Raw genomic sequence first — 15229 nt, forward strand, 5'->3', positions numbered from 1 at the left:
CCCCGCCCCCCCCTCGCCCCCTCCCAGGAACCAGGTAACCGTGTCCCGCATCATCCCGCTGATCCTGATAGTGATCTGTGTCTTCCTCTGGTACCGGTCGCGGCGCAGCACCGACCGGGTGCTCGCCTCGATGGTCCCGGCGGCGCCGGGCGAGCAGTCGGCGCGCTCACGCGAACTCGGCCTGCTGCCGCCGGACGAGCTGGACACCACTCGCGCCGCCCCGCAGGCACCGGAACTGTCGCAGGCCCTGACCGCGGCGGGAACGGGCGACTGGCACCCGGCCGCCGCGCTGCTCGGTTCGACGGCGGCCGACCGTGAGCTGCGCTGGCTGTACGTCCAGGAGCTGGCCACGGCAGCCGCCGCTGACGACGCCTGGCTGAGCGCCTGGGAGAAGGCCGAGGACAAGAGCGCGGACGCGGCGGTCGTCCGTGCGGCGACGACCCGCGCGGACGCGGATATCACCCGCGCCAAGGAACTGGACCCGGCCGACCCCACGCCGTACGTCGTGGAACTGGGCACGGCGGACGCGGACATGGACCGCGTCTGGCCGGAGCTACGAGCCCGCGCCCCGCACCACTTCGGCGCCCACCTGGCCGCGCCGGGCTACACACCGGCCGCCCACGAGGCGGCGCAGGCCCCGCCCGGCACGCTGATGTCGGCGTTCCCGCTGCTCGCCTGGTACGAGGAACACCAGGACGCACCGGCGGACACCGAGGAGCTGCGCTCCCTCACGGACCACGCCCTGATGGACGCGGCAGCGGCCCCCACCACCCACCCACACCTGCCCGAACTGCGCCACCTGCTGGCGTACTTCCTCTACCGTCAGTCCAGGTACGACGCGGCGCTGGAACAGTTCCGCCTGGTCGACGGCCACGTGAACGCCCTCCCCTGGAACAACGGCAACACCCTCCGCCGCTACCTGACGGCCCGAGAGGAAACGGTCCAGAAGGCCCACACAACATCCCCGGCCGCCTGACGGTCATGGGTTCCGACGAGGGCGACGGGAGCGACGGCTGGCGCGCCACGCGGGCCTGGGTGGAGAGGCGGCAGCTCGCCCCCGCCTCGGAACGTATCGACAACGTGGCCCGCCTGGCCGGCGGGTGGACGTCCGTGATGCGACGTCTGGACATCACCGGGCTGGACGGCAGCCGCTCGGTGGTACTCCGATCCTTCGTCAGGCCGTTCTTCGTGCGGCATGCGGAGGGTCTGTTGACACGGGAGGCCGACGTGCTGCGGCTGCTCGCCGACACGGATGTCCCCGCCGCCGTGCTCCTGGACGTGGACGCGACGGCTGAGTTCTGCGACCACCCATCGCTGCTGATGTCGCTGCTCCCGGGAAGCGTTCGCCTGGACGACGACGACGCTGATCAACGCGGCGACCTGCTGGCACGCCAACTGGCTGCCGTCCACCGAGTACGGGTGGCCTCGGAAGACCGGCCGCGTAGCTATCAGGCGTGGACCGCACCCGACCAGGTCAGCCCGCCGGCGGCCACGGAGCGGCCGGAGTTGTGGCAGCGGGCGGTGGACGTCATCCGCCGTGAGCCACCGAGCCACCGGTCGTGCTTCCTGCACCGGGACTACCACCCCGGCAACGTCCTCTTCGAAGGCGCGGACGACGATCCGCGGATCAGCGGAGTTGTCGACTGGGTGGAGACCTCCTGGGGCCCCGCCGACCTGGACGTCGCCCACTGCTCAACTGCCCTGGCCCTGCTGCACGGTGTCCCGACGGGCATGCGCTTCGCCGACCAATACACCGCCGCGGGCGGCACCGTGGCGAACGCCCCGGCCGCGCACCTGTACTGGCGATTGCTGGACGCACTCGCTTTCGCCCCGGACGCCGAAAAGGTAGCCGTCCCCTGGCGGGACCTGGGCCGCACCGACCTGACCCCCGCCGTCCTGGCGAACAGGTTGGAGGACTACATTGAGGCCCTCCTCACCCGCTACGCGTGACACCGGCCACAGCGGCACCGGCCGCGCCTATCGCTTGCGCGCTCTGCAGCGCTTCATCAACGCGGTGATCCGCGCCGGGTCGGCGTGGCCGTTGAGTTCGGCGAGAAGGTCGTCAGGGCACAGCTCGTAAAGATCGCCCCACCATCGACGCCCCCGGTTGTCCCAGATCCGGTAGCCGCCCGCGATACCCCGGGCAACGTAGCGCCTCCGACTCACCGCCCCCGCCCCCGCTCGGTCTGCGTCATGCGTGACCATACATATGGCGTGGGCGTCAAGCGAGGCAATACTGCGGCTGCACACACGTCTGCAGTTCCATGAGCCTTGGGGAGTGGTTGCGGTATGCCGTCGTCCGAGACTGCGGGCGGGAGGTCCGAGCGGTTCACGTCGGTCCGTGCGTACGAGGTGATGGCCGAGGCGTGCCGTGCGGCCGGGCTGGAAGACGACGGGGCGCGGCTGCTCAGGCTCGGTGAGAACGCGCTCTTCCGGCTTGGGCGGCATCCGATGGTCGTGCGGATCGCCCGGTCGGCGGAATACCTGGACGCCTCACGGACGGAGGTGCGCGTCTCGCGGTGGCTGGAGGCGGAGGGCTTTCCCGCCTCGCGGGCGGTTGCGGACGTCGAGCAGGCGCTCCTGGTGTCCGGCCACCCGGTGACTTTCTGGCACCTGATCGAGGAGAGCGACAGGAAGCCGACGTACGCCGAACTCGGCGGCATACTGCACGACTTGCACGCGCTCCACCTGCCGGCGGGCCTGGACCTCCCTCCGTACGACGCTCTTCGACGGTCGGACCTGCGCATCGAGAAGGCCAAGGGCGTACCGGACGACGACCGCGAATTCCTGCGCAAGCGTGGCCGTGAACTGCGGGAGCGAATCGCGGAGTTGCGGTTCGAGTCGCCGCGCGGCCCGGTCCACGGGGACGCGCATGTGCAGAACCTCATGGTGAACCGCCGCGATCAGGCCGTCCTGATCGACTTCGAGGTCTTCTGTCATGACCACCCCGAGTGGGACCTGATGGTCACGGCGACCGAACACGACAGCCTGGGGTGGCAGACGGCCGAGCAGTACGCCGCGTTCACGCGCGCGTACGGCCGCGATCTGCGCGACTGGCACGGCTTTCCGACACTGCGCGCGACGCAGGAGTTCAAGATGACCACCTGGCTGATGCAGAACATCGGCGAGAGCGACGAGATCGCCCGCGAGTATGCCCGGCGGATTGCGTCGCTCCGCGACGACAGGGCGCCTCGCGACTGGCAGCCGGGCTGACCGAATCCGCTACTCGTCGTCTAGATCGGCGAGGGCAACCCGTACGAGTTCGTTGAACCGCCGCACGGCTGGGTTCGTCGCATGCGGAGCGACCTCGCGCCGAAAGTCCGTGACATAGCGCTGGAAGCGCGCCGACTGGAGTGCGTCCCCCTGCGCCATCGCCGACCCGGCGGTCGTGACAGCAGCCTCCAGCTGGCCGTCGCGGAGCAGGCTCTGCGCGAGCACCAACCGGCAGAAGCCGAGTGTGCGGGCGTACTTGGGGTCGGTCAGCCTGACGGCCCGCTCGGCGTACGAGACGGCGAGCGCCGATTCGCCGAGGTCGCGGAAACAGTGGCTGAACTCGCCGGCCAGTTCGGCCTCGTCCACGTACGCCAACCAGGCGGGATCGTCGGCTGTCTCCGCGCGGTCGAAGTAGCTCTCTGCCTCGCGCATCGCCCGCCGGGCGCCTCCGGGGTTCTGTCCTGTGGCCAGCGCGCGGGCCTCGTGCGCGGCGAACAGCGCCATGGCACGCGGCGTCGCGCGGCCGTGTCCACCACCTTCGACCGCGGCGCGAGCCAATCGTGTGGCCCTCGGCGCTTGGCCCAGGTAGTTGGCCTGGTGACTCATGTTGGCGAGGATGCGCGAGCCCGTCATGCGGTCGCCCGTGACCTGCGTGAGCCGGAGCGTGGACAACAGGTATCGGGCCGCGAGGTGGTGGTTACCGCTGTCGTAGGCGGTCCATGCGAGCAGTTGTGCGATCTCGGCGGCAGCACTGAAAAGAGCCGTCCCCACACGCTCGCTGTAACCACCGCTGAGCAGGGGCAGTACCTCATGCCGGAAGTAGTGGCGCAGCGCCCTGTGCCCGTGGCCACCGCCGTAGAGGAAGTCCAGCCGCATGAACATCTCGGCGGCCGTGCGGACCGCGGCGACGTCGCGCATACCGACACGCCGGGAGCCGCCGCCGTCGGCCGGTAAGCCGTCCGGGCGCGAGACGAGCCACGACAGTACGGCCGTGTTGATCTCGCCGTCGTGCGGCAACTCGGTGACGGACGAGGAGTCCTCCGGTCGAAGCTGCGTCAGACCGTCCAGTACGCCGAGGGCTTCGGCGAGCGACGTGGCATAGCTGGCCCCGGTGGCGGCGGGTCGGACGGTCGCTTCAGGGAAGCCGAGATCGCGCGGTGTGATCCGGCGTCCCAGCTTCTCGGCCAGCGCCTCGGCCAGGTACGCCGCTGTCTCCGCCTGAATGCCGCTTCCGTCGAGCCACCGCTGCACGGCCACATGCGTCGTTCCGACGTGCGCGCCGTGACGCGAGGCCACCCCCTGCACCCGTCGGGCCAGGCCCTTGTTGGAGGCTCCGGCCTCGGCCATGAGCGCGGCCAGTCGGTGATTCGGCTCCCTGCCCACGATCCCCCCTGTCACGGGCCGATTACGGCAAGTGTTCATCGTGCCACGCCGTTTCGGCCATGTACCGGGGGTTCACGAACGAACCCCCTCGCCTCGTCGTGAACCCCCGTGGTCACACGGACCCCACTGTGGACGCTGCCGGTCGGTCACAACTCGCCGTTGACTTGCCCGCACACGGCGGCGCTCCTGGCTGCCGACGAACGGAGGACAATGCGATGACTTCGCGAGAGAACCATCGCCGGCCCTTGCGTACGGCGCACCTCGCGGCTTTGAAGCCGGCCGACACCGCCGGATCGGAACGCAGCCGCGCGGTGACCCTCGACGCGGAAGCCCCCGATACGGGGGCAGTGGTCCGCCGCCTGGCCTTCGATGCCCTGCATGACTGGGATCTCCACCGACTGGTGGACGACGTCAGTCTGTGTCTGTCCGAACTCGTCGGCAACGCCGTGCATCACGCCGTCCCGGACGGGTGGCAGACAGCGGCGGTCAGCGGTGAGAGCAGCGGCGGCCGAAAGATCGCCGTGACCGTCCGGGCCTGGCCCACGTGCCTGTTCCTGGAGGTCGCCGACGAGGACTCGACACCCCCGATGCTTCCGGCAGGTGACCTGCTCGCCGGTGACGACCCGGACATGCCTTCGGACGCGCTGCTCGCCGACAACGGCCGGGGCCTGCTGATCATCCAGTCGCTGTCCGACGCGGCATGGTGGGCACCACGCGAAGAAGGTGGCAAGAGCGTCTTCTGCCGCTTCGACCTGGACGACGGGACTGCGTCCACATCTCCGCCGCTCCCCTCCTGACAAACCCGATGAAGCAACCGTCCCCCATGCGAGATCGTGTGCGAGGACCTAGAAGACTCGGGGGGGGTGGGATCGCGTGATGACGACAACCGGTGAGGTGCCGTCGGCAGGTGTGAAGGGGACGCTCGACGCGCTGCTCGACGGGGGAGGTTCGGCGCGGGCCGCGTTGCGGGCGCAAGTGGGGTTCGTGCGGGTCGTCGGTAGGTGCGCCTGCGGGTGCGCGAGCGTCGATCTGGCCGTGGATCGTGCGGCCGTGGCGCCCGCTCCGGTGCACGGGAACCCAGCGGCGGACGCCTGGTACGTCGAGCCGGCCGACGCGGGCGTGATGGTGTTCACGCGGGACGGCTATCTCTCGCTGTTGGAGATCTACTCGTCCGCCGCCGCGCCGGTCACCGACTGGCCGGAGCCGCGCTTCGTGGCGCCCCTCAGGTGATGTCGAGTACCGCCTTGCCGTGGAGGCGGCCTTCGAGCATTGCTGTGATTGCTTCGGCGGACTCGTTCCAGCTGCCTCGCCAGGAGATTCCCGGGTTCAGGGTTCCGGTCGTGACCTGGTCCGCCAGCCAGGTCAGGGCCGGGGCCAGGTCGGGGCTGGACAGGAGGAAGAAGCTGACGATCGCGCGGTTGTGGCGGCCCTGGTCGCCGAAGAGGGCGCCGTAGGGGAAGTGTTCGGGTTGGCCCGCGCTGTGGCCCAGGGCGACCAGCGTGCCGTTCTCCGCCAACTTGTCGTAGGACTGGACCAGTTGCTCGCCGCCCACCATGTCCAGCACCGCGTCCACCGGGCCGGCCAGGCGGGCGGGGGCCGCGATTACCTCGTGGGCTCCCAGGGTGCGCAGTTCTTCGCCGTGCGTGTCCGGGTCTCCGGTGGAGGCGATGACGTACGCGCCGCTCTGGCGGGCGAGTTGGACCGCGTAGCGGCCGACGCCGCCCGTGGCGCCGGTGATCAGGATTCGGCGGCCGAGCAAGGGGCCCGTTCTGCGGAGGGCGAGCAGGGCGCTGGTGGCCGCCACCGGGATCGTGCTGATCGCGCCGAGGTCGGCGGACGGCTGGACCGTGCCGAGCAAGTCCGTGTTCACGGCGCGCAGTTCGGCCCAGGCGCCGTCGGCGCCGAGTGTGGCCACGGGGGTTCCGGCGGCCGGGCCCGAGCCGTCGGCTGCCGCGCGTTCGACCACGCCCGCCGCGTCCCAGCCGAGCACGGCGCCGTCGGGGGCCGCGCTGACGCCGTGCTTGACCTCGCCCTGGTTGAGCGAGGTGGCGACCACCCTGACCAGCGCCTCGTGCGGACCAGGGAGCGGATCGGGGGCCTCGCCGAGGCGGATACCCGCGGGGGCGGTGCGGTCGACGAGCAGGGCGCGCATGGTGAACACCTTCCGGTCAGTGGCGTGGCCTCCATCGTAATGCCACTCAGTGGCATACGCCTACGCATGGCATTCGCTCCGGCGGTACGATCGGTCCGTGACCAGCTCCGAGACCGTGCCGCGCCCCTCGCTGCGCGAGCGCAAGAAGCAGCGCACCCGCCAAGCGCTCATCGACTCCGCCCTTGAGCTGTTCGGCGAGCGCGGATTCGGCGGCGTCACGCTCGACGAGCTGTGCGACACGGTCGACGTCTCCAAGCGCACCTTCTTCCGCACCTTCAGCAGCAAGGAGGACGTCGCCTCCGCCCCCACCCAGGACATCTGGCTGACGTTCCTGACCGAGCTGGAGACCCCCGGCAGCCCCGGTGGCGCAGTCGAGAATCCGCCGCTGCTGGAGCTGATGCGTGACGCGCTCCTCGCCGCACTCACGCGCGTCCTGGCCGACGACGGCGCCGAGCGGCGCATCCTGCTCAGCAGGCAACTGGCCGGGCAGACCCCCTCCATGGACGCGCACGGCCTGGAGTTCTGCGCGCGCACCACGGAGCGCGCGCTGGAGATCCTGCGCCGCAGGTTCGACCTGCCGGAACGCGACGACCCGCGCCCCCGCCTCGCCGTCGACATGCTGCTCGCCGCGTTCCACCTCGCGCTCGCCGGCTGGGCGGCGCAGCCGGCCCGTACCGACCTCGGCGGGCTGTTCCGCGAGACCGTCGCCGCGCTCCCCGGCAGCCTGACGCTCACCGCGCCGCCGCGCTCTGCCCTCGGCGAATCTGCCGCGGGCCGAGAACGCTGACCTGACGGGGCCGACGCACGGATGGTGGAGGGGTCTCAGCGCCCGGGCCGGCCGGCCCAGGTGCGGCGAAGGAGGACCCATGTACGTACGTGCCGCCGGCGACGGCGATACGCCCGCCACCCAGTTCGACGACCATCTGGCAGCGCAACTGCTCACGCAGCGGATCATCGTCCTCGGCACACAGGTCGACGACGTGTCGGCCAACCGCGTCTGCGCCCAACTGCTCCTGCTGTCGGCCGAGGACCCGAAGACCGACATCAGCCTCTACATCAACAGCCCCGGCGGATCGGTGACGGCCGGGCTCGCGATCTACGACACGATGCGGCTCGTCCCGAACGACGTGTCGACGCTCGCGATGGGATTCGCCGCCAGCATGGGCCAGTTCCTGCTCTGCGTCGGACAGCACGGCAAACGCCACGCCCTGCCGAACGCGCGGATCATGATGCATCAGCCGTCGGCCGGGATCGGCGGCACGGCGGCGGACATCGCGATCCAGGCCGAGAACCTCGACTTCACCAAGAAGGCGATCGAGCGGATCACCGCCGAACACACCGGGCAGAGCGCGGAGACCGTCTCCCGCGACGGGGACCGCGACCGGTGGTTCACGGCCGAACAGGCCAGGGAGTACGGGATGATCGACCGCGTCGTCGAGTCGCTTGACGACGTACGGCCCGCGGGTTCGCGGCGACGGGCGGGGCTGTGACATGAGCCAGTACACGATTCCGACCGTCGTCCAGCGCACCCCGCAGGGCGAGCGGGCGTACGACATCTACAGCCGGCTGCTCTCCGAGCGGGTCATCTTCCTCGGTACGGAACTGGACGACGGCGTCGCGAACGTCGTCATCGCCCAGCTCTTCCATCTGGAGTTCTCCGACCCGGAACGGGAGATCTCGATCTACATCAACTCCCCCGGCGGCTCGTTCACTTCGCTCATGGCGATCTACGACACGATGAGCTACGTGAGCGCGCCCGTCTCGACGTACTGCGTCGGCCAGGCCGCGTCAACGGCCGCCGTCCTGCTGGCCGGTGGCGCGCCGGGGCGGCGGTTCATCCTCGAACACTCGCGGGTGCTGCTGGGGCAGCCGGCCAGCGGCGGGCAGCAGGGGACCGTGTCGGACCTCAGCCTCCGGGCCAAGGAGGTGCTGCGGATCCGCTCGGAGGTCGAGGAGGTGCTGTCCCGGCACACGCCGCACGACGTCGCGACGCTGCGGGCCGACATGGACCGCGACAAGGTGTTCACGGCGCGCGAGGCCGTGGCGTACGGGCTCGCCGACGAAGTGCTCAGCCGGCGCCGGGTGTCAGGCGGCTAGCGAGAGCACCTGGCCCTGGCCCGGGCGGGTGACGGAGGTGCCGGTACGCCGGGACGTCACCGACGTCACGGAGGTGACGGACGTCGCCGAGGTCACCGAGCTGACCGACCTCGCCGCGTCAGGCCCGACCCGGTCCACGGCGGTCAGCCGGATCAACTCGACCCGGGCCAGGCCCAGCAGATCGGCGAGCCGCAGCCCGAGCGCGTGCGCGGCGGCGGCGAGGACTTCGGACGACGCCTCCTTGCGGCCGCGCTCCAGCTCGGACAGGTACGGCAGGGAGATCCTCGCCGCCTCGGCCACCTGCTTGAGCGTGCGCTCCTGCGCGAGCCGTTCACGGCGCAGCACATCACCGACGACATGGCGCCACAGTGGCTCTCTGACCGCGCGGGCGGCGGCCGGGCGCAGCGGGATGACGCGGGCGTCGTTCGGCAGATGACTGGTCACCCCTCCAGAGTAGGAGGGACGCGCCGGGCCGGCAGCCGTGTTCCGCCGCCGGCGAAATCAACTGGCCGACGGCTTACAGCTCCGGCCACCATCGGAGCGTGTTCGAACTGCTGCGGAGCAGCAACCCCGGCCCAGGCCCAGGCCTCGGCACCGCTCTCGCGCTCCCGCACCACGCGGGCGTGCTGCGGGCCGGTATGTCCGAGCGGGCAGCGCAGTGGGCGGTCGCCGCACTGGCGGATGTCCGGGAGACGTGGGTGTGCGGCGCGGGCTGGGCCTTCTCCGCGAGCTACGAGGGACTGGAGCTGTTGGCCTACGGCGGCACGGACGACGCGGACGCCGCTCACAACCGCGCCGGTCTGGACACCCTCGTCCTCAGCCGGCAACCCGGCACCGCGCACGGCCCGTCCGCCGTGCCGGTCGCCCTGGACGATGTCGATCTGTTCGGCCACCCGGCGGCGGACGTTCTCGGCGTCGTCGGTGAACGGCCGTACCCGGATGTGATCCTGCGCACCCACACCCCCGCGAGCAGCTGTCTCGGGGAGATCCTGATCAGGCAGGTACGCCAGGACATCCCGGTTGCGGAAGGGGGCGTTCTGGATACGTGACCCTTACCTTCGCCTAGGCTCGGTGCCGTGCGGACGATCGAAGAGAAGACAGGGAGCGGGCAAGGCGACCCCATGGCCCGGCGCAAGGCCGTCGCGCGGCGCGCCGTTCACCGGCTGCGGGTGCCGCTGATCGCTACGGCCGTCGTCGTACCGCTGTACGCGGTGTGGGCCGTCCTCCTCGCGACGGGCGGCGGCGACCTGGCGGCGCAGTTCGCCTGGGCCGGGTTCATGCGCCGGCACCCGGCGACCCCCTACGACCTGTCCTGGTACGGCGGCACGCACACCGCCAACTACAGCGTGCTGGCGCCCGCGCTGATGGCCGTCCTCGGCGTCAAGGCGGTCTCGGTGGCCGCCGGGCTCGCCGGGAGCTGGGGCATGGCGCTGCTCTTCGTACGGGCCGGGGTACGGCGGCCGTTGTGGCCCGCGGTGCTCGCCGCGCTGGTCCTGTGGTGCAACGTCGCGTCCGGACGTACGACCTTCGCGCTCGGGGTGGCGATCGGCCTGTTCACCCTGCTGTACGTCCGGCGGACGGTGCTCGCTGTGCTGCTCGCCACGCTCACCGCCGCGGCGAGCCCGGTGGCCGGGCTCTTCCTGGTGGTGGCGGGCGCGGCGTATCTGCTGGACCGCCGGTGGACGCAGGCGGCCGTACTGGTTGTACCGCCGGCCTTCGTGGTGGGCACGGTCTCGGTCCTCTTCCCCTTCCAGGGCGAACAGCCCATGGGACCAGGCAAGTTGGTGATGCCGCTCATCGCCTGCGCGGCCCTCGGCCTGACCGCGCCGCGCACCTGGCGGCTCGTCCGGTTCGGCACCGCCGTGTACGCGGCGGGGGTCGTGCTGACGTACGCCGTCACCTCACCGATCGGTACGAACGTGGAGCGGCTGGTGGGGCTCGCGGGGCCGCCCCTGCTGCTCGCGGCGCTGCTGACGCGCGGTGTCAGCCGGGCCCACTTCATGTCCTTCGTGCGCTCACCGAGCCTGCGCCGCGCGGTGCCACGGGCCGTGCTGGTGGCCGCGGTTCTGGTGAACACCGGCTGGGTGATCAACAAGACGGACGACGACCTGCGGGTCTCCAACACCGTGCCCGCCTGGGCGGAGCGCAGCGCGGGCGTGGCGGCGGCGCTGCGGCGGCTCGGCGCCGAGCGCACCCGGGTCGAGGTCGTCCCGGCGCGCGACCACCGGGAGGCGGCGATCCTCGCCCCGCACATCAACATGGCGCGCGGCTGGAACCGTCAACTGGACGTGGTGCGCGGCCGGGTCTTCTACGAGGGCCCGCTCACCGCCGAGACGTACCGCGGCTGGCTGGACCGCTGGGCGGTCGGCCTGGTCGTCCTGCCGCACGGCACCCCCGACGGCCCGGCCGAGGCCGAGGCCACCGTCGTCCGCTCGGAGCCGGACTGGCTGGAGCCGGTGTGGCAGGACAGCGGGTGGACGGTCTACCGGGTACGCGACGCCGTCCCGCTGGTGTCACCGCCTGGCTCCGTAGCGCGGAGCAGCGAGGCGGACCTGCTGGTCCGGATGCCGGTGGCGGGTTCGGTGACGGTACGGATCGCGTACTCGCCGTGGCTGCGGGCGAAGGGCGCGTGCGTGGCACGCGACGGCCACTGGACCCGGCTGACGGTCCCCGAGGCCGGCGACTACCGGCTGAGTTCGACCTACCGGCTGCCGAGGGACGGCGGCTGCACGGCGAAGCCCCCGAGGGCCACGGCGTGGACGACCGCGACCCTGACCCGGCCGGCCCTGTGACCGGGCCGGATCACTGATCCGCAGTTCTCACCGCAGGTAAGGGCAGTCGGCGTCCGGGTCCCGGGTGAGGGTGATCACGTCGTCGAGCCGATCGCGCACAGCCAGCAGGTCGGTGATCCGCTCGTCGATGCGGACCCGCTCGGCCTCCATCTGGTCCAGGAGTTTCGGGGACGCCTCACCCGAGTCCACGCACGGCAGCACGTCGCGGACCACTCGGCTCGGGAGGCCCGCGGCGTACAGCTGCTGGATCAGCCGGACCCGGCTGACGGCGGTGTCGGGGTAGTGCCGGTGGCCACCGGGGCTGCGGCACGCCTGGAGCAGATCCTGCTGCTCGTAGTAGCGCAGCGCCCGTACGCTCACTCCCGCCTGGTCGGCGACCTCACCGATGCGCACCTGTCCTCCTCCGGCCGGTCCGCCGGACGGTGGGCCCGCCCGACTTGCAACTGACGTCAGTGTCAGGTTTTAGCGTAGTGAACGTCGGCGTCCGCCGGACATTCGCCCCACTGATCTCACGTACGGCCGGTGCAGGCCGTGTGGAAAGGCAGTACGTCATGCGCGCAGTCCGCTATCACGAGTACGGCGGTGTGGAGACCCTGGTGGTCGAGCAGGCGCCGGATCCGCATCCCGGGCCCGGCGAGATCCGCGTCCGCGTCGCGGCGGCCGGTGTCAATCCCGTCGACTGGAAGGTGCGCTCGGGTGCGGCGCGCGAGGTGCTTCCCGTGGGTCTGCCGGCGATTCCCGGCCGTGACGCGGTCGGCGTCGTCGACGAGACCGGTGAGGGCGTGCGGGGGGTGAGCGTCGGCGACCGGGTCTTCGGGCTGGGCGGTGTCACCGGTGCGACGGCGGAGCTGGCCGTCTTCTCGGCCTGGGCCCACGCGCCCACCACGTGGACCGACGAGGAGGCCGCGGGCGCCGGGCTTGCGTCCGTGACCGCGCTGGGCGGGCTGAAGGCGCTCGGTCCCCTCCAGGGGCGCACCCTGCTCGTCGAGGGCGCCTCCGGAGGCGTGGGCAGTGCCGCGGTCGAGATCGCGGTAGCTCAGGGCGCCACCGTGATCGGGACGGCGAGCGAGCGCAACCACGCGTTCCTCACGTCACTCGGAGCCGTTCCCACCACCTACGGCGCGGGCCTCGCCGAGCGCCTCGCCGCCCTGGCCCCTGGCGGTGTCGACCTCGCGCTCGACACCGTGGCCTCCGGGTCCCTGGCCGATCTCGTCGCGATCGTGGGCGACCCCGCCCGTGTGTCGACGGTCGCCGACCACACCAACGCGCAGCTTCTGGGCGTACATGTGGCCAACGCGGTGAACGACTCGGCGCTCCTCGCCGAAGCGGCGGAACTCGGCCGGCAGGGCCGCTACATGCCGCGCATCGAGCGGACGTACCCGCTCGACCGGATCGCGGAGGCGCACGCGTACTCCGAGCGCGGGCACGTGCGGGGGAAGATCGTGGTCCGCGTCTGAGCCGCCTGCTCAGCCGCCCGTCCGGCGGCCTGCTCCGGCGCCCGTGCGGCCGCTACAGCTTCGCCTCGAAGAGACCCGCCGGGCGTTCGCGCCGGTAGCCCAGCGACTCGTTCACCGCCAGCATCGAGGTGTTCTCGTCGGCGACGGTCGTGCTGATCTCCCGTACCCCCGGGTGCCGTTCGTGCAGTCCCGCCAGCAGATGGCGTTTGACCGCGCGGCCGAGGCCGCGGCCCCGGTGGCGCGGGACGACGACCGTCGCGTGCTGCAGAGCGCGGGCGTCCGTCGGGGCTTTCAGTACGACCTCGGTGTACGCGGCCACGGCGTCGTCCGCTTCGGGTTCGAGCACCGCCGAGGTGAGGACGACTCCGCCGCGCTGCTCGATCAGCCGGGCCACGGCTTTCGCTCTCGCCACGTCCCGGTCCAGTTGGTGGGTGACCGGCGCCTCGCCGAAGGCGTCGCGTTCCGTGCCGCGGGCGCGGGCGAAGGCCTCGGCCCACTCGTCGGGGACGCTGCCCGTCCAGTCGGCGAAGCGCAGCCCCTCGGGCAGCGGGGGTTCCGGTATCTCTTCGAGTGCCTGGCCGACCTTCTGCACGTACCAGCCGAGCGGCTGCACGTTGGTGAAGCCCAGACTGTCGACGAACGCCTCGCCCGCGCCGCCCAGTTCGAGCACGGTGGTGATGGACGTCCGTCCGTCGGCGGCGAGTTCGGCCCGTATCGCGGTCCAGAGCTTCGCGCCTATGCCGTGCCGCCTGGCTTTCGGGTGCACCACCAGCGGGTCGAGCAGCGCGGTGTGCCGCAGGTGTTCGTCCGAGAACAGCAGGAGCGAGGCGACGCCGTCGTACGAGCCGTCGGCGGCGGTCGAGGCGAGATGGACGTTGCGCCCGCCGACCGGCGGCAGGCTCAGCTTCCCCGCCGTCTCCGCCTTGCTGGGCTCGGGCACTGCGGCCGGCAGGTCGCGCACGTGCGCGGCGCTGACCACCGCGTGCCAGGCGGCTGTCTCGGTGGCCGTGGGCGGGCTTCCCAGAGTGATCAGCATGGACCGAACCTACGCGTACGAGGGTGGTGACGCCCCCGAGTTGCCGGGACGTCCGGGCGGTCGGGCGGTGGGCGGTCTGGCGGAACAGCGCGGACGGAGACGTACAGCACGGGTCGAACAGGACGAGCGGTGTTCCCGCCCCCGGCACCGGGCCGGGGACGGGAACACCGCGAGGACTCAGGCCGCCGCGTTCTCGGTGACCGTGACGCGTCCCTTGCGGATCGTCGCCAGCCGCGGCGCGCGGCGGGCGATGGAGCTGTCGTGAGTGACCATGATGAAGGTCAGGCCGTGCTCTTTCCAGAGCCCCTCAAGCAGTTCCATGATTTCGTCACGCATGGATTCGTCGAGATTTCCGGTCGGTTCGTCGGCCAGCAGCACCTTCGGCCGCTTGACCAGCGCACGGGCGATGGCGACCCGTTGCTGCTGGCCGCCGGACAACTCGCCGGGCAGATGGCCGAATCGCTCGCCGAGTCCGACGGATTCCAGCGCCTGCGCGGCTTGTTCACGCCTGGCCGCCCCCTTGAGGCCGAGCGGCACCAGGGCCGTCTCGACGTTCTCCTGCGCCGTGAGCGTCGGGATGAGGTTGAAGCTCTGGAAGACGAAGCCGATGCTCTCGGCCCTGACCCTGGTCAGCCGCGCCTCGGGCAGCTTCGCCAGGTTCACCCCGTCGAACTCGACGGTGCCCTCGGTCGGCCGGTCGAGGCCGCCGAGCATCTGCAGCAGCGTCGACTTGCCGCCGCCCGTGGGTCCTTGGATGACGAGTCTGCCGCCGTCCTCGATGGTCAGGTCGACGCCCGCGAGGGCGTCGACGGTCTTCTTGCCTCGCTGATAGCGCTTGGTGACGCCGGTGAGCTGGTACACGGTGCAACTCCTGCGGTACGGGTCTGCGTGGGGGCTGTAAGACCCCGGGGACGGGGGACGGTCACTCGACGCGGCGCAGCGCGTCGGCCGGCCGCAGCCGGGAGGCGCGCCAGCCGCCGAACCCGCCGGCGATCAGACCGCCGGCGACCGCGAGACCGACCGCGAGGGCGATCGTGGCCAGGGAGACGGGCGCCGACAGCGCCACATCGACGACTTTGGACGTGGACTGCCGGGCGAA

Annotated in this window: 18 protein-coding genes and 1 pseudogene; 11 read left to right on the forward strand and 8 right to left on the reverse strand. The window is 71.5% G+C overall.

Features of this window, described 5'->3' with window-relative positions:
- Positions 1 to 40: 40 nt before the first annotated feature.
- Together HY68_RS05725 and HY68_RS05730 are read left to right on the forward strand one after the other, a co-directional pair.
- Positions 41 to 976 carry a hypothetical protein gene (locus HY68_RS05725; protein WP_198533219.1) on the forward strand — a complete coding sequence of 312 codons (936 nt, stop codon included), beginning with the start codon at positions 41 to 43 and terminating at the stop codon, positions 974 to 976.
- Between the two features lie 5 nt (positions 977 to 981).
- Positions 982 to 1950: an aminoglycoside phosphotransferase family protein gene (locus tag HY68_RS05730; protein WP_041985176.1), complete on the forward strand. Its 969-nt coding sequence runs from the start codon at positions 982 to 984 to the stop codon at positions 1948 to 1950.
- A 27-nt stretch (positions 1951 to 1977) separates the two neighbouring features.
- On the opposite strand, the gene HY68_RS44805 is transcribed toward HY68_RS05730, so the two are convergent.
- The gene (locus tag HY68_RS44805) at positions 1978 to 2166 is read right to left on the reverse strand and encodes a hypothetical protein (protein WP_078863889.1); all 189 of its coding nucleotides are present in this window, start codon (positions 2164 to 2166) and stop codon (positions 1978 to 1980) included.
- Between the two features lie 123 nt (positions 2167 to 2289).
- Here HY68_RS44805 and HY68_RS05735 point away from each other — a divergent pair, with 123 nt between their 5' ends.
- Positions 2290 to 3213, forward strand: a complete 924-nt coding sequence (locus tag HY68_RS05735) for an aminoglycoside phosphotransferase family protein (protein WP_041985177.1) — start codon at positions 2290 to 2292, stop codon at positions 3211 to 3213.
- A 9-nt stretch (positions 3214 to 3222) separates the two neighbouring features.
- Here HY68_RS05735 and HY68_RS05740 read toward each other — a convergent pair whose 3' ends face one another.
- Entirely contained in the window at positions 3223 to 4611 is a 1389-nt protein-coding gene (locus tag HY68_RS05740) for a sporulation protein (protein WP_347560387.1), read from the reverse strand.
- 200 nt (positions 4612 to 4811) lie between these two features.
- Here HY68_RS05740 and HY68_RS05745 point away from each other — a divergent pair, with 200 nt between their 5' ends.
- On the forward strand, positions 4812 to 5393 hold the full coding sequence (locus HY68_RS05745; RefSeq protein WP_063779618.1) for an ATP-binding protein: 582 nt from the start codon (positions 4812 to 4814) through the stop codon (positions 5391 to 5393).
- Between the two features lie 79 nt (positions 5394 to 5472).
- Entirely contained in the window at positions 5473 to 5826 is a 354-nt protein-coding gene (locus HY68_RS05750; RefSeq protein WP_052457025.1) for a hypothetical protein, read from the forward strand.
- Here HY68_RS05750 and HY68_RS05755 read toward each other — a convergent pair.
- Positions 5819 to 6748 (reverse strand): zinc-binding dehydrogenase, encoded by a 930-nt coding sequence (locus HY68_RS05755; RefSeq protein ID WP_041995255.1) that lies wholly within the window; start codon positions 6746 to 6748, stop codon positions 5819 to 5821. The two genes, HY68_RS05750 and HY68_RS05755, sit on opposite strands and share 8 nt — an antisense overlap.
- Before the next feature lie 97 nt (positions 6749 to 6845).
- On the opposite strand from HY68_RS05755, the gene HY68_RS05760 reads away from it, so the two are divergent.
- The 3 genes from HY68_RS05760 (at position 6846) to HY68_RS05770 (ending at position 8845) form a co-directional block, all read left to right on the forward strand.
- A complete protein-coding gene (locus HY68_RS05760) occupies positions 6846 to 7535 on the forward strand; it encodes a TetR/AcrR family transcriptional regulator (protein ID WP_241778480.1) in 690 nt (229 codons plus the stop codon).
- A 79-nt stretch (positions 7536 to 7614) separates the two neighbouring features.
- On the forward strand, positions 7615 to 8238 hold the full coding sequence (locus tag HY68_RS05765) for an ATP-dependent Clp protease proteolytic subunit (protein WP_041985183.1): 624 nt from the start codon (positions 7615 to 7617) through the stop codon (positions 8236 to 8238).
- A gap of 1 nt (position 8239) precedes the next feature.
- Positions 8240 to 8845, forward strand: coding sequence for an ATP-dependent Clp protease proteolytic subunit (locus HY68_RS05770; RefSeq protein ID WP_041985185.1), 606 nt, complete (start codon positions 8240 to 8242; stop codon positions 8843 to 8845).
- Here the strand turns inward: HY68_RS05770 and HY68_RS05775 are convergent.
- Complete coding sequence (locus tag HY68_RS05775) at positions 8834 to 9289, reverse strand: helix-turn-helix transcriptional regulator (RefSeq protein WP_041985186.1); 456 nt, start codon at positions 9287 to 9289, stop codon at positions 8834 to 8836. The genes HY68_RS05770 and HY68_RS05775 overlap by 12 nt on opposite strands.
- A gap of 98 nt (positions 9290 to 9387) precedes the next feature.
- Here HY68_RS05775 and HY68_RS05780 point away from each other — a divergent pair, with 98 nt between their 5' ends.
- Together HY68_RS05780 and HY68_RS05785 are read left to right on the forward strand one after the other, a co-directional pair.
- Positions 9388 to 9894, forward strand: a complete 507-nt coding sequence (locus tag HY68_RS05780; RefSeq protein WP_041985187.1) for a hypothetical protein — start codon at positions 9388 to 9390, stop codon at positions 9892 to 9894.
- A gap of 72 nt (positions 9895 to 9966) precedes the next feature.
- Entirely contained in the window at positions 9967 to 11637 is a 1671-nt protein-coding gene (locus HY68_RS05785) for a hypothetical protein (protein ID WP_063779619.1), read from the forward strand.
- A 27-nt stretch (positions 11638 to 11664) separates the two neighbouring features.
- Here HY68_RS05785 and HY68_RS05790 read toward each other — a convergent pair whose 3' ends face one another.
- Entirely contained in the window at positions 11665 to 12030 is a 366-nt protein-coding gene (locus HY68_RS05790; protein WP_041985190.1) for a MerR family transcriptional regulator, read from the reverse strand.
- A gap of 158 nt (positions 12031 to 12188) precedes the next feature.
- Between HY68_RS05790 and HY68_RS05795 the strand changes: the two genes are divergently transcribed.
- Entirely contained in the window at positions 12189 to 13094 is a 906-nt protein-coding gene (locus HY68_RS05795) for an NADP-dependent oxidoreductase (RefSeq protein WP_041995258.1), read from the forward strand.
- Positions 13095 to 13146: 52 nt separating this feature from the next.
- Here HY68_RS05795 and HY68_RS05800 read toward each other — a convergent pair whose 3' ends face one another.
- The 3 genes and pseudogenes from HY68_RS05800 to HY68_RS44810 all read right to left on the reverse strand — a co-directional run.
- Positions 13147 to 14130 (reverse strand): GNAT family N-acetyltransferase, encoded by a 984-nt coding sequence (locus HY68_RS05800; RefSeq protein ID WP_052457026.1) that lies wholly within the window; start codon positions 14128 to 14130, stop codon positions 13147 to 13149.
- 177 nt (positions 14131 to 14307) lie between these two features.
- Positions 14308 to 14991, reverse strand: coding sequence for an ABC transporter ATP-binding protein (locus HY68_RS05805; protein WP_041985192.1), 684 nt, complete (start codon positions 14989 to 14991; stop codon positions 14308 to 14310).
- A gap of 61 nt (positions 14992 to 15052) precedes the next feature.
- Positions 15053 to 15229, reverse strand: a pseudogene (locus tag HY68_RS44810) (ABC transporter permease); the annotation flags it as partial.

The organism is Streptomyces sp. AcH 505 (genome assembly GCF_000818175.1).
Taxonomy (GTDB): Bacteria; Actinomycetota; Actinomycetes; order Streptomycetales; family Streptomycetaceae; genus Streptomyces.

Excerpts from the sequence above, each read along its gene's own strand:
- HY68_RS05730 (WP_041985176.1), top strand. The coding sequence starts at position 982 with ATGGGTTCCGACGAGGGCGACGGGAGCGACGGCTGGCGCGCCACGCGG.
- HY68_RS05785 (WP_063779619.1), top strand. The coding sequence starts at position 9,967 with ATGGCCCGGCGCAAGGCCGTCGCGCGGCGCGCCGTTCACCGGCTGCGG.
- HY68_RS05800 (WP_052457026.1), bottom strand. The coding sequence starts at position 14,130 with ATGCTGATCACTCTGGGAAGCCCGCCCACGGCCACCGAGACAGCCGCC.
- HY68_RS05750 (WP_052457025.1), top strand. The coding sequence starts at position 5,473 with ATGACGACAACCGGTGAGGTGCCGTCGGCAGGTGTGAAGGGGACGCTC.
- HY68_RS05770 (WP_041985185.1), top strand. The coding sequence starts at position 8,240 with ATGAGCCAGTACACGATTCCGACCGTCGTCCAGCGCACCCCGCAGGGC.
- HY68_RS05765 (WP_041985183.1), top strand. The coding sequence starts at position 7,615 with ATGTACGTACGTGCCGCCGGCGACGGCGATACGCCCGCCACCCAGTTC.
- HY68_RS05795 (WP_041995258.1), top strand. The coding sequence starts at position 12,189 with ATGCGCGCAGTCCGCTATCACGAGTACGGCGGTGTGGAGACCCTGGTG.
- HY68_RS05735 (WP_041985177.1), top strand. The coding sequence starts at position 2,290 with ATGCCGTCGTCCGAGACTGCGGGCGGGAGGTCCGAGCGGTTCACGTCG.
- HY68_RS05755 (WP_041995255.1), bottom strand. The coding sequence starts at position 6,748 with ATGCGCGCCCTGCTCGTCGACCGCACCGCCCCCGCGGGTATCCGCCTC.
- HY68_RS05745 (WP_063779618.1), top strand. The coding sequence starts at position 4,812 with ATGACTTCGCGAGAGAACCATCGCCGGCCCTTGCGTACGGCGCACCTC.